The sequence below is a fragment of the Yoonia sp. R2-816 genome, from assembly GCF_046762905.1.
Taxonomy (GTDB): domain Bacteria; phylum Pseudomonadota; class Alphaproteobacteria; order Rhodobacterales; family Rhodobacteraceae; genus Yoonia.
In genome coordinates this window covers 345,069-356,834 of the sequence record NZ_JBKQXN010000311.1, presented here as the reverse complement: position 1 = coordinate 356,834, position 11,766 = coordinate 345,069, and the positions used below count along the sequence as shown (strand labels likewise).

Sequence of the window (11,766 nt, the reverse complement as noted above, 5' to 3'; positions counted from 1 at the left end):
ACGACCTAATGGCTGGCGGCGCAATTGAAAAGACCGCTCAGATCTCATCCTTGAAATGCTGCATCACCAGTTTGATCGGGTTCGGAGCCGCCTGCCCCAGCCCGCAGATCGATGCATCGGCCATTGCGGTGCAGAGATCTTCGAGCAGCGGTTGATCCCAGTGATCGGCCTGCATCAGCTTGACCGCCTTTTCGCACCCAACCCGGCAAGGTGTGCATTGGCCGCAGCTTTCATCCTCAAAGAAGCGCAGCATGTTCAGCGCCGCATCGCGCGCCTTGTCCTGATCGGACAGGACAACCACGGCGGCGGAACCGATGAAGGTGCCGAGCGGTTGCAGAGTGTCGAAATCCAGCGGCACGTCATTGATTGACGCAGGCAACAGCCCCGACGATGGACCGCCCGGCTGATACGCTTTGAACACATGGCCTTCCGCCATACCGCCAGCCGCGTCGATGATATCGGTAATGGTCGATCCGGCGGGCAGCAGATAGACCCCCGGTTTGGCCACGCGACCCGAGACCGAATAGGACCGCAACCCTTTGCGCCCGTTCTTTTCTGTGCCGCTCAGCACCTCTGGCCCTTCCCGGCAAATGCGCGCGACCCAGTGTAACGTCTCGACATTATGCACCAGCGTGGGTCGGTTGAAGATCCCCACCTGCGCCACGAACGGGGGCCGGTGGCGCGGGATGCCACGTTTGCCTTCGATACTTTCGATCATCGCGCTTTCTTCGCCACAGATATAGGCGCCAGCGCCGCGCCGCAGGTCGATATAGCCCGCCTCGACGATGCCTGCATCCTCCAAAGCGTTGATTTCACGTCGCAAAATTTCCAGCACGGCGGGGTATTCATCACGCATGTAGATATAGCAGCGCTCCGCCTCGACCGCCCAGGCGGCGATCAGCATGCCTTCGAGGAACAGATGCGGGGTGCGTTCCAGATAATAGCGGTCCTTGAATGTGCCCGGTTCGCCCTCGTCACCGTTCACAGCCAGATAGCATGGGCCGTCATTTGCGCGCACAAAGCCCCATTTCTTGCCCGAGGGAAAACCGGCCCCGCCAAGACCGCGCAGGCCGGAGGACAGCACCTTGTCCTGCACATCCTCCCAATTGCCGCTGTCGCGTAGCGCCTTGAGCTCGGCATAGCCGCCTTTGGCTATGTAAGCGTCATAGGTTTCGTAATCCGGCACATGGGCGTGTGTGTCATCTGCAGCGATTGCCGACTGCACCTTTTCGACGGTTGCATGATCAATGTGGTTGTGGCCCAGCTCCAGTGTTGGCGCGGTATCGCAGCGACCCATGCAAGGTGCGCGCATGACCCGGACCTTTGACGCATCCAACCCCTCCTGAAGCGCGGTCATCAATTTCTGCGCGCCTGCCAATTCGCAGGACAGGCTGTCGCAGACCCGGATGGTCAGGGCGGGTGGCGGAACCTCATCCTCCTTGACCACGTCGAAATGGGCATAGAAGGTCGCAACCTCATACACTTCGGCCTGTGACAGGCGCATTTCCTCGGCCAGGGCGCGCAGATGGGCGGCGGACAGGCAGCCATATTTGTCCTGAATGAGATGTAGAAATTCGATCAGCAAATCGCGGCGGCGCGGCTGGTCGCCAAGCAGCGCCTTGACCTCGTCCCAGGCCTGATCATCCAGCTGGCGGCCCTTGGGCGTGTGCCGCCCCTTGCCTTTGCCCGATTTCCAGACCCCATCGCGGTTATCAAGTGCCATCGCGCGTTTCCTTCCCGTCATTGCCGCCAACATATCGCGCGCGATATCGCCAAACCACGCAAAAGCGACACCAGAAGCGGCCAAAGCGCGCGGCGGGTGCGCTTTGCGCTTATCAATCAGGAAACCCGTGGTAACTATGCGAAACATGAACGGATCAATGCGCCTATTCACGATCGCAACCCTGATCCCGGTGGTCCTTCTGGCCGCCGGGTCGGTCTGGGGGGGTGTGTGGATTCTGCTATCGGTCCTTTACCTGACCATATTCGTCAGCGCGCTGGATCGGCTGGTGCGGCAGACGCAGGAGGCCAGGGAGTTTCCGGCAGGCGATACCCTGTCCGTTACCCTTGCGCTGGCCCATTTCGCCCTGTTGCCCGCAGTGGTTTTGGCCTTGGCCGGCGCCGGGTTGGGCTTGCTGGAAAAACTCGGCCTGTTCTTTGCTGCCGGGCTGTTCTTCGGGCAGGTTAGCAATGCCAACGCGCATGAGCTGATCCACCGCAGCGGTCGCGCCCTGCATCGCCTTGGCATGTGGGTCTATATCACGCTGCTGTTCGGGCATCACACATCGGCCCATGTGCTGGTCCATCACCGGCATGTCGCCACACCCGCCGACCCCAACACATCGCGCAGGGGCGAAAGTTTTTACCGCTACGCGTTGCGCGCCTGGATCGGATCCTTTCGCAAAGGGTACAAGGCCGAGGCGGCGCGGCTGGCCCGCATCAACCGCCCGGCATGGCGCAATCCGTATCTGGTCTATATTGGCGGGGCGATCTTGTTTATTGCCGCCGCGTATGCCGCCAGCGGGATCACCGGGATGCTTGTCTATGTCGCCCTCGCCGGCCATGCCCAGATGCAATTGCTGATGTCGGACTATGTGCAGCATTACGGGCTGGTCCGGCAGGTGACCGATGGAAAACCGCAGCCTGTCGGCACACAGCACAGCTGGAACAGCCCGCACTGGTATTCCTCCGCCCTGATGCTGAATGCGACCCGCCATTCCGATCACCACGCCCATCCGGCGCGTCCCTATCCCGGGCTTTCCTTGCCTGACGGTGCGCCCATATTACCCAAACCCCTGCCCTTGATGGCAAGCATCGCCCTGATCCCGCCATTATGGCGGCGGATCATGCATCCGGAATTGCGAAAGCTGGAAAATGCGTAACGTTCTTATCTGTCTCTTCCTGACCCCTGCCGCGCAGGCGCAGGCGCAGGAGGCTTTGACCACATCAACCTTTCAATCCTACACCGAAGGCAGGGTTTTCGCCTTTGCCTACCCTGGCGAAGCGCCGTACGGGACCGAACACTATCTGGAAAACCGGCAGGTGATCTGGGCCGCGGCGGACGGTACATGTCTGCGTGGCAAATGGTTTGAAGCAGATGGACAAATCTGTTTTCGCTACAGGGACTGGCCCAGCTTGAACTGCTCTTACTTTTTCACTCACGAAGATGGCATGTTGGTCGTCCCGGGCGAGAATGATGATCGCACCCATGTAGCAAGCCTGACGCAGACCATGTTGAACAACCAATGCGACCCGGGCATGTCATGATCACGCGCACGCTGGTTCACACATGCCTTCTGGTCCTGCTTTGTGGCAGCGCCCAGGCGCAAGAGCGGATGAATGCCGAAGCCTTTGACGCCTATGTCACGGGCCGCACCATCACCTTTCGCACCGATATCAACCCCACCTACGGCACCGAACGATATATGGAGGGGCAGCGCGTCATGTGGTCCTCAGCCGCGGGCATCTGCCAATACGGCGTCTGGTTTGAAAGCAAGGGGGATATCTGCTTTCGCTACGAAGGTGACCCCGAACACAAGTGCTGGACCGTCTATGATGAACCGGATGGTCTGCGCGGCGTTTATACGACCCGCCCGCCCTTTACAGTGATCTATGAAGTCACCGAGAGGACGGAACCGCTGATCTGCAACGATCTGTCGTCGTGAGGGCACCGCCCGACGCCATTCTGCGCCGTTTCGGCGTCACCGCACCCGTGCTGGTGGCCGAAACCAAAATCGCGATTGTCTGGAAGGTGGATTTTGGCAAGGAACCCGCCGCGCTGAAAATCTACAAGAACGGCGATATGCAGGATGAGCGTCCCGGCTTTGATCTGCTCAAGGCGCTGGACGGCAGGGGTGCGGCAAAGGTCCATGCCGTCGACGACGGTGCAGCATTGATGGAATGGCTTGACGGCCCGACCTTGGGCGATCTTAGCCGCGCGGGCCGGGATGACGATGCAAACGCCATGCTAGCAAGGGTCGCGGGCGAAATCCACGGCGCGGGAATTGACCTCCCTCTCACCCCCCTGACAGATCGGTTCGCAGCCCTGCGTAACCTGACCCTTCCATCGCATTGGCCAGATGCTGTCAGGCGGAACCTGCATCGCGGTCAGCAGATCGCCGCCGCGATGCTGACAGCACAGCAGGATATTCGGCCCCTGCACGGCGATCTGCATCATGACAATATCAAGCAGGGCAGCCGGGGGTGGGTCAGTTTCGATGCCAAAGGGGTGTTGGGCGATCCGGCCTATGATCTCGCCAATGCCTTCAAGAACCCGATCGACAGCCCAGAGATCACCATGAACCCGGCACGGATCAAACGACTTGCCACGACGCTCGGGCATATCCTGAATATTGCGCCACAACGCTTGCTGGGCTGGGCCGTGGCGCATTGCGCGCTGTCAATGGCATGGACGGATGATCCCTCCACCGACCCGAATCACCGGCTGCTGGACATGCTGCTAACGCTTTATACCGATCTATAGTAACCGCCCCTGCGGATCACCGCTGACCGTCACCCGACCATCGGCAAACTCGATCTCAAGCTCATGTGCCTGTTCGGCTGCGGCCTTCCCGGTAACCACATTCCCGTCACCGCGCACAACCGCATATCCACGTTTTAGCGTTTCGACATAGCCCAGCGTTTCGCGCAGACGGTCCAGTGCCTCCAGCCGGGCCTGACGCTCGGCCTGCTGGCGTGAGGCCCGGTCAGACAGGCGGCGCAATACGCCATCCAACCGCTCGCGCTGCCGCGCGATCCGGTCCTGCAAGACCTCACGGCGCAGACCCCGGCCCGCCCGTTCCAGTGCAACAGACCCATCCCGTGTCCTGCGTTTCAACGCAGGTACCAGACGGTCGGCCAAACCATCAAGCCGTCGGCGATCCTCTGCAAGACGGCGGGTCAGGATGCCGGGGCGCAGCGCGGTCTCGGTCATTTGCAGGCGCTTCTTGGCCGCCGCACCGCGCAAGGCGGCGGGCAGGCGTTCGCCCAAATAATCCAGCCGCTGTCGCGGCCCTTCGACCAGTGTTTCAACCTGCGGCAAGGCGCGGCCCAGATCGCGCACCCTTTGCTGGCGCTGCTGAACACCGGTCGATAACGCCCGGCTGAGCCTTGCACTTTGCTGATCCACCCAGGCCAGCAATTCCATGCGTACCGGCACCGCCAGTTCTGCGGCGGCTGTTGGTGTCGGCGCACGGCGGTCTGACACGAAATCAATCAAGGTCGTATCGGTCTCGTGCCCCACGGCGGATATCAGCGGAATGTCAGAGGCCGCAGCGGCGCGCGCCACAATCTCCTCATTGAAGCCCCACAGATCCTCGAGCGATCCGCCGCCGCGCGCCACGATCAGCAGATCAGGGCGCGGTAAGGCACCACCGGGCGTCAAACGATTGAACCCGTCAATCGCCGCTGCCACCTCTGGCGCGCATTTGGCCCCTTGCACGGCCACCGGCCAGACCAACACCTTGCGCGGGAAACGGTCACGCAAACGGTGCAGGATATCGCGGATCACAGCGCCTGAGGGCGAGGTGACGACACCGATGATCTCGGGCAGATAGGGCAGATCCTTCTTGCGCTCCGGTGCAAACAGCCCTTCGGCGGCCAGTGCCGCCTTGCGCTTTTCCAGCATCGCCATCAGGGCACCGGCACCGGCGGGGGCGATATCCTCGATCACCATCTGGTATTTCGACTGGCCGGGGAACGTGGTCAGCTTGCCGGTGGCAATGACCTCCATCCCTTCTTCGGGCTGATGGGCCAGACCGACGGCGCGGCCTTTCCAGATCACACCGGCCAGAACCGACCGATCATCTTTCAGATCCATATAGATGTGACCAGAGCGCGGGCGCGACACCCGCCCAACTTCACCCCGCACGCGGACATGGGAAAACCCGCCTTCGATGGCTTTCTTGACCGCGCCCGAGATTTCCGAGACCGAGAATTCAGGGGTGTTGTCACCCGGCTCATCCTCGAAAAGGTCGCTCAATCTATTCGGTCTCCGGGTTCAGGTTATGAAGCGGAAGTGATGAAAACTTCCATTTCAGGAACGCTGACCCACTGATAACAAATGCACCGAAAGCCGCAAACAAAAACGACCCAAAGATCACGGCAAGCGCGAATGCGGCGACACCGACGATCCACATCAGTGCGGTCGACATGGTCACCGCACCGACATCCGGGTCAGGCCAGTATTGCACCTGCGGGCGTCCAAATTCCTGCGCATAATATTCCAGCGTCCGCTCATAGGCCGGGTCTTCCTCGACCGGCGGCGCGTCGGGAATGTGATGAATGGTACGGCCAATGACCCGCGGGCAGAAATCCTCGAAATAGGCGCGTTCATCGCTGATATGCAGACGCCAGACCAGATCAACGATCGGCGACGGCGCCAGCGTTTCGCCGGTGCTGCCCACCAGATACATGAAGCGGCGATATTCCTCGACCAGCGTGTAACAGACATCGACCGAATGCCCCGTCTCTTCCCCAAGCCGATCGATCAGCGATCTAGAAAGCGGGCGCTCATGAAAACTATACCCTTCCAGGCGGTGCCAAAGCCTGCGGTCACTTTTTTCACGTTTCATTTGTTGAACCTGCGCGTCGAAGCGCCCCCATCGCATAGGTTAAACCCAGAATTGAAAAAATCCAATAAAGAAGCTCGGTCGGCTTGTGTAATTTTGGGTCGCAGTGTCATCCGCCACATCCCCCACAACCGCTGCCGCAGCCGCCGCATCCCGATGTATGCTTGTCACCACTGCCTCCGTTGGTCTGCAGGGGCAGCATTATGAACGCATAGCCCCAACCTACCGCGATCAGGCCATATCCCGCCAGCACCGGCGGCGTCAGGCTTCCGTGCCCCGAAACGATGGCCAATAGCAACGTGACCAGGCCGACAGCACCAATCAGACCGCCTGCAATGATGGATCGCCACGGTATTGGCGCGGCCCAGACATCCGCAGGTGCCGGGCCACCAAACTCGCGCAAGTAAAGCGCTTTGGTCTGTTCATACTGCGCCCTGTAGCGCGGCATGTCCTCTGCCCCGGCGCAAGGTTCGTGATGCAACGGCTGGCCCAGAACCTCAGCGCAAAAGACGTCCCAGTAGTCCCGTGTGAATGTCAGATGCATATGCCATGCCCGGTCCACTGCTTCAGATGGTGTGACCTGCGCGTCGCTGACCTGCGTCAGGTAGACGAAACGCCGGTATTCTTCGATAACCCGGTTCGTGAAGGCCTTGCTCCACCCCTCGGCCTGCGCCAGTTTGACCGAAAACGGAGCGCTACCTGTCGACGCATCAAATTGATGCGCGGCAATCCTTTTCCAAAGCGCCATGTCCTGCATGGTTGTTCCCCATCGCCCCATCGTCTATCCGCAGATAAAACCGGTAAGCTGGGCAATTTGAGGGCGTATTCATGAATATTCTGATCTTGGGCAGTGGTGGGCGCGAACACAGCCTGGCATGGGCGATCAAGCAGAACCCGAAATGTGACCGGCTGCTTGTGGCCCCCGGCAATGCCGGTATCGCCGCTATTGCCGAATGCGCTGATATCAACATTATGGATGGCGGCGCGGTGGCCACATTCGCCGAGGAAAACGCAATTGATTTTGTGGTGGTCGGGCCAGAGGCACCGCTGGCCGCGGGTGTCGCCGACCGCCTGCGTGCCGCAGGACTTTCTGTTTTTGGCCCCAGTCAGGAAGCCGCCCAGTTGGAAGCCTCCAAGAGCTTTACCAAGGCGATCTGTGACGCGGCCGGCGCCCCGACCGCCGGCTATACCCATTTTACCGATGCAGAGGCTGCGCGCGCTTATATTCGCCAGCAAGGTGCGCCGATTGTGGTCAAGGCCGATGGTCTGGCCGCCGGCAAAGGTGTCATCGTTGCCATGACGGAGGATGAGGCCCTGTCAGCTATCGACGACATGTTCGACGGCAGCTTTGGCGATGCCGGGGCAGAAGTCGTGATCGAAGAGTTTATGGAGGGCGAGGAAGCATCGTTCTTTGTCCTGTGTGATGGCAAGACGATCCTGCCCATCGGCACGGCGCAGGACCATAAACGCGCCTATGATGGTGACACTGGGCCGAATACCGGGGGTATGGGGGCCTATTCCCCTGCCCCGGTCATGACGGACGAGATCACGCGCAAGGCGTTGACCGAAATCGTTGAGCCCACCATGGCCGAAATGGCCAAACGGGGCACCCCGTTTCAAGGGGTCCTGTTCTGCGGGCTGATGATCCAGAACGGGCAGCCCCGGCTAGTGGAATACAACGTGCGTTTCGGCGATCCCGAATGCCAGGTTCTGATGATGCGGCTTGGCGGGCAGGTGCTGGACCTGCTGCAGGCCTGCGCGGACGGACGGCTGGAGGAATGCCAGGTGAACTGGGCCGATGATTACGCCCTAACTATCGTGATGGCGTCCAAAGGGTATCCCGGAACTTACGAAAAAGGGACGGTGATCGAGGGGCTGGACCAGCAACCCGAAGACAGTTCTCACATGGTTTTTCACGCGGGAACCACTGAAAAACAGGGGAAAATTACTGCAACCGGCGGACGAGTGCTCAATATTGCGGCGCGCGGCACAACACTAGCCGAAGCACATGAAAGGGCCTATGCTATGGCCCAAAGTATTGTTTGGGACGCTGGATTTTATCGGTCCGATATTGGTTGGCGCGCGCTTTAACGGGGGAAAGGCCCCGCCGGGGTGCCCGTAAGTAGGAAATTTGATGCAGTCATGGTCGCGTATTCTTGAGACCGATTTGGGCTTGGCCGCGCGTGCCGCCTACACGGAAGATCCAGCAAGAACCTATCACAATTGGGACCATGTTTTGCGGCTTTATTGGCATGCCGCTAATACGTTTGGGCTTGATTACGACCCCGATCTGGACAAGGCCATTCTGGCCCATGATGTGATCTATGATGCCGAACCGGACAAGGAACTGCGTTCGGCTGCGTGGCTGTCTGCCCAGACAGGGCAGGATGAAACCATCGCCAAGGCCCATATCGCCAAGACAATCTGCCATATGCCAAGTGATGACAACCGCATGGTCCTGCTGGATCTGGCCGATTTCCTGCATCCGGAATTGGGCAGCATCAACCTGGATAAGATCGCCCAGGAATCGCAGGCCCTTTATGGCGTGACAGAAGCGCAGTTTCTGACTGCGAATGTCGGTTTCATGACTTCCATGTATGACCGGATCGCCAATGCTCAGAACAGCATTGGGACGGCCGATCAGGCCTGGTTTAGGCGCATACTGCTCGGCATCCGCTCGGCGATTGACCTGGCTGGCAAACGGCTGAAGGCATCTTAAGCAGCTTTCTTGATAGTTGGACCGGGGGAAACCAGAAGGGATAGTATGTAGCAGCACCCTATAGTAGTGATCGCAACAATATCGTAACAGCGGGATTGGCCGCGGCGTCGGCCGGAAATCGACGGTCACAAAGGAAAACCTGCCCGCTATGTCAGACACTGAATTTCCGACAATCGAACTCAATGGCGTCGTCTTGCCACTTGATCCACAAATTGTGGACGCCCGTGTGGAACAGGCGCTGAGGGTCGGAAAATACGAAAGCCCCGAGGTCCGTGCTACGCCACTTTTCCTGGACAGTACTGATCGGGTGATCGAACTGGGGTCCGGGATTGGCTACATTTCGGCCTATATCGCCAAGGCGATTGGAGTCGAAGCTGTCACCTGCGTCGAGGCAAATCCAGCTCTGATTTCATATGCCCAAAAAGTTCATCGTCTGAATGGTTTGGCTAATTGTGAAGTCTTGAATGCGGTGACCGTATCAGACGCGGCAGACATGCCTGCCTCGGGAACGTTGCCCTTTTACGTCGCCGATCCGTTCTGGTCATCTTCCCTCATTCGGGTCCGAAATGCTGTCGATCAGGTTGATATCCCCGTCTTACGACTTTCCGATCTCATCCGGCAAAAGGCTGCAACGGCGCTTGTTGTGGATATCGAAGGCGGTGAAAGAGACATTTTCGAGAAAACCGATCTTGGCTCAGTGACCAAGGTTTTCTTCGAACTTCACAAACGCATCATCCGACCAAGTGGCGTCAAAAAAACATTTGACGATTTGTCGGCGCAAAACTTCAACTATGATCAGTCTGTTTCAAGTGGCGGAATGCTCTTGTTCAGGAAGGTCACGGGTTAGTCTGACATCCGGGAATTGCACCAGCGCAAGTCCCGGAATGTCAATATTTTCAATGCTTGATCAGGCCGCGCGCCCGACCAGCACTGAATCAATCTCGGCGGCGGCCGCGTTTTCATCATTGCCTGCTACGGCAGCGATTTCACGGGTCAGACGTTCCAACGCAGCTTCATAAAGCTGACGTTCGGAATAGCTCTGCTCGCGTTGATCATCCTGACGGTGCAGGTCGCGGACCACTTCAGCAATGGCGATCAGATCGCCAGAGTTGATCTTTTGCTCATATTCCTGCGCCCGGCGGGACCACATGGCTTTCTTGACCTTGGCCTTGCCACGCAGGGTCTTCATCGCGTGAGACACGACATCAGGGGTGGCCAATGCACGCATGCCCACTTCGGTGGCCTTGTGCGTCGGCACGCGCAAGGTCATCTTGTCCTTTTCAAACGCGATCACAAAAAGCTCCAGTTCAAAACCAGCAACCTCTTGTGTTTCAACCGAAATAATCTTGCCGACCCCATGTGCGGGATAAACGACAAACTGCTCGGGGCTGAATTCACTTTTCTTCTTACTCATGATCGTCCTTTCATGGCGATCCCAACACAAACCGACAAAAAACCGCCGGAGACATCACGTCACCGCCGGGTATTCAGCCAGCCTGTTTTGAGTCACATTGTTCGCAGCATTGCGAGAATCATATCATAAAAACGCACTTTTCGAAAGCACCGCGTTACGGCACCCCTAAATTCATGCTTTTCAGGGCGTTAGCCGCCCTCGCCCGGTGCCTCGGAAAACAGTTCCATCTTGCCATCCTTGCCATCCATTTCCTCAGCGGTCGGCAACGGATCTTTCTTGGTAATGATCACGGGCCACATCTCGGAATACTTGCGATTGAACTCCACCCACTTTTCCATGTCCGGCTCTGTGTCCGGGCGGATCGCATCGGCAGGGCATTCGGGTTCGCAGACACCACAATCGATACACTCGTCAGGATGGATCACCAGCATATTTTCACCCTCATAGAAGCAATCCACAGGGCATACCTCGACGCAGTCGGTGTATTTGCAGGCGATACAATTGTCGTTGACGATATAGGTCATGAAGGCATCCGGATAACTGTCGACAGGTAGCTATGCCAGACGCAAACGGCATTCAAGATCGAAAGGCCTTTTGACGCAACGGTGCGTCATCATATCCCGGCATTTCAGTAAGTTCGGACCATTGTCCCAACTCAGACCCGCCTGACAGAACAGTGTGGCCGTATCGCGCACAAAAAAGCATGCCCGAAGTGTCGGGCATGCCAGGTCCAGTCGTCATGCGACTGAATTATCTCAGAAAACGGCGTTTAGGACTCTTCGCTCAGCACGCTGGCAACAGTCTCGTCTTCAGACCCGTTGCACAGTATCTGCACGTCACCGATCATGACTTCGTCGTTGTCCGCGCCTTCGACGGTCGCGGTCAGCTCAGCCAACATTGATTCCTGATCGATCAGTTCCATCTCGGCAAACTCTGCACAGGTCACCGCTGTGACATCGGCATGGGCATCGGCCAAGGCAAAGGTCGATGCGCCAATCAGTGTAAAGCTCAACGCGGCTGTGGACATAAGGTTTTTCATAGTCGTCTCCATCATACTGTTACCT

General features: G+C 58.5%; 14 protein-coding genes. 7 read left to right on the top strand and 7 right to left on the bottom strand.

Translation table 11 applies throughout. The features are described from left to right. Positions 1-37: 37 nt before the first annotated feature. The gene (locus tag ACFWW2_RS19595; protein ID WP_393931465.1) at positions 38-1,723 is read right to left on the bottom strand and encodes an NAD(P)H-dependent oxidoreductase subunit E; all 1,686 of its coding nucleotides are present in this window, start codon (positions 1,721-1,723) and stop codon (positions 38-40) included. A gap of 157 nt (positions 1,724-1,880) precedes the next feature. Between ACFWW2_RS19595 and ACFWW2_RS19590 the strand changes: the two genes are divergently transcribed. The 4 genes from ACFWW2_RS19590 to ACFWW2_RS19575 are packed head-to-tail and all read left to right on the top strand — an operon-like array spanning position 1,881 to position 4,483. After that, positions 1,881-2,882, top strand: coding sequence for an alkane 1-monooxygenase (locus ACFWW2_RS19590; protein ID WP_393930903.1), 1,002 nt, complete (start codon positions 1,881-1,883; stop codon positions 2,880-2,882). After that, complete coding sequence (locus tag ACFWW2_RS19585) at positions 2,875-3,267, top strand: hypothetical protein (RefSeq protein ID WP_393930901.1); 393 nt, start codon at positions 2,875-2,877, stop codon at positions 3,265-3,267. Before ACFWW2_RS19590 ends, ACFWW2_RS19585 begins: the two co-directional genes overlap by 8 nt. Continuing rightward, positions 3,264-3,665: a hypothetical protein gene (locus ACFWW2_RS19580; RefSeq protein WP_393930899.1), complete on the top strand. Its 402-nt coding sequence runs from the start codon at positions 3,264-3,266 to the stop codon at positions 3,663-3,665. Before ACFWW2_RS19585 ends, ACFWW2_RS19580 begins: the two co-directional genes overlap by 4 nt. Next, positions 3,662-4,483 (top strand): aminoglycoside phosphotransferase family protein, encoded by an 822-nt coding sequence (locus ACFWW2_RS19575; RefSeq protein ID WP_393930897.1) that lies wholly within the window; start codon positions 3,662-3,664, stop codon positions 4,481-4,483. Before ACFWW2_RS19580 ends, ACFWW2_RS19575 begins: the two co-directional genes overlap by 4 nt. Here the strand turns inward: ACFWW2_RS19575 and xseA are convergent. The 3 genes from xseA to ACFWW2_RS19560 all read right to left on the bottom strand — a co-directional run bounded on the left by xseA (position 4,478) and on the right by ACFWW2_RS19560 (position 7,347). Next, complete coding sequence (gene xseA / locus ACFWW2_RS19570; RefSeq protein WP_393930895.1) at positions 4,478-5,980, bottom strand: exodeoxyribonuclease VII large subunit; 1,503 nt, start codon at positions 5,978-5,980, stop codon at positions 4,478-4,480. The genes ACFWW2_RS19575 and xseA overlap by 6 nt on opposite strands. 1 nt (position 5,981) lies before the next feature. Beyond that, positions 5,982-6,572, bottom strand: coding sequence for a glycine-rich domain-containing protein (locus ACFWW2_RS19565; RefSeq protein ID WP_393930893.1), 591 nt, complete (start codon positions 6,570-6,572; stop codon positions 5,982-5,984). Between the two features lie 106 nt (positions 6,573-6,678). After that, the gene (locus ACFWW2_RS19560) at positions 6,679-7,347 is read right to left on the bottom strand and encodes a glycine-rich domain-containing protein (RefSeq protein ID WP_393930891.1); all 669 of its coding nucleotides are present in this window, start codon (positions 7,345-7,347) and stop codon (positions 6,679-6,681) included. A gap of 50 nt (positions 7,348-7,397) precedes the next feature. Between ACFWW2_RS19560 and purD the strand changes: the two genes are divergently transcribed. The 3 genes from purD (at position 7,398) to ACFWW2_RS19545 (ending at position 10,135) form a co-directional block, all read left to right on the top strand. Continuing rightward, positions 7,398-8,660, top strand: coding sequence for a phosphoribosylamine--glycine ligase (gene purD / locus ACFWW2_RS19555; protein WP_393930889.1), 1,263 nt, complete (start codon positions 7,398-7,400; stop codon positions 8,658-8,660). Positions 8,661-8,703: 43 nt separating this feature from the next. Then, complete coding sequence (locus ACFWW2_RS19550) at positions 8,704-9,288, top strand: hypothetical protein (protein ID WP_393930887.1); 585 nt, start codon at positions 8,704-8,706, stop codon at positions 9,286-9,288. Between the two features lie 226 nt (positions 9,289-9,514). Next, positions 9,515-10,135 carry an FkbM family methyltransferase gene (locus ACFWW2_RS19545; RefSeq protein WP_393930885.1) on the top strand — a complete coding sequence of 207 codons (621 nt, stop codon included), beginning with the start codon at positions 9,515-9,517 and terminating at the stop codon, positions 10,133-10,135. Between the two features lie 60 nt (positions 10,136-10,195). Here ACFWW2_RS19545 and ACFWW2_RS19540 read toward each other — a convergent pair whose 3' ends face one another. The 3 genes from ACFWW2_RS19540 to ACFWW2_RS19530 all read right to left on the bottom strand — a co-directional run bounded on the left by ACFWW2_RS19540 (position 10,196) and on the right by ACFWW2_RS19530 (position 11,741). Then, positions 10,196-10,702: a CarD family transcriptional regulator gene (locus ACFWW2_RS19540; RefSeq protein WP_393930882.1), complete on the bottom strand. Its 507-nt coding sequence runs from the start codon at positions 10,700-10,702 to the stop codon at positions 10,196-10,198. A gap of 188 nt (positions 10,703-10,890) precedes the next feature. Then, positions 10,891-11,226, bottom strand: coding sequence for a ferredoxin FdxA (fdxA, locus tag ACFWW2_RS19535; RefSeq protein ID WP_393930880.1), 336 nt, complete (start codon positions 11,224-11,226; stop codon positions 10,891-10,893). 245 nt (positions 11,227-11,471) lie between these two features. Next, positions 11,472-11,741: a hypothetical protein gene (locus tag ACFWW2_RS19530; RefSeq protein ID WP_393930878.1), complete on the bottom strand. Its 270-nt coding sequence runs from the start codon at positions 11,739-11,741 to the stop codon at positions 11,472-11,474. Between the last annotated feature and the right edge of the window lie 25 nt (positions 11,742-11,766).

Coding starts and splice junctions, on each gene's coding strand:
- ACFWW2_RS19595 (WP_393931465.1), bottom strand. CDS start 1,723: ATGGCACTTGATAACCGCGATGGGGTCTGGAAATCGGGCAAAGGCAAG.
- ACFWW2_RS19590 (WP_393930903.1), top strand. CDS start 1,881: ATGCGCCTATTCACGATCGCAACCCTGATCCCGGTGGTCCTTCTGGCC.
- ACFWW2_RS19585 (WP_393930901.1), top strand. CDS start 2,875: ATGCGTAACGTTCTTATCTGTCTCTTCCTGACCCCTGCCGCGCAGGCG.
- ACFWW2_RS19580 (WP_393930899.1), top strand. CDS start 3,264: ATGATCACGCGCACGCTGGTTCACACATGCCTTCTGGTCCTGCTTTGT.
- ACFWW2_RS19565 (WP_393930893.1), bottom strand. CDS start 6,572: ATGAAACGTGAAAAAAGTGACCGCAGGCTTTGGCACCGCCTGGAAGGG.
- ACFWW2_RS19560 (WP_393930891.1), bottom strand. CDS start 7,347: ATGGGGCGATGGGGAACAACCATGCAGGACATGGCGCTTTGGAAAAGG.
- purD (WP_393930889.1), top strand. CDS start 7,398: ATGAATATTCTGATCTTGGGCAGTGGTGGGCGCGAACACAGCCTGGCA.
- ACFWW2_RS19550 (WP_393930887.1), top strand. CDS start 8,704: ATGCAGTCATGGTCGCGTATTCTTGAGACCGATTTGGGCTTGGCCGCG.
- ACFWW2_RS19540 (WP_393930882.1), bottom strand. CDS start 10,702: ATGAGTAAGAAGAAAAGTGAATTCAGCCCCGAGCAGTTTGTCGTTTAT.
- fdxA (WP_393930880.1), bottom strand. CDS start 11,226: ATGACCTATATCGTCAACGACAATTGTATCGCCTGCAAATACACCGAC.
- ACFWW2_RS19530 (WP_393930878.1), bottom strand. CDS start 11,741: ATGAAAAACCTTATGTCCACAGCCGCGTTGAGCTTTACACTGATTGGC.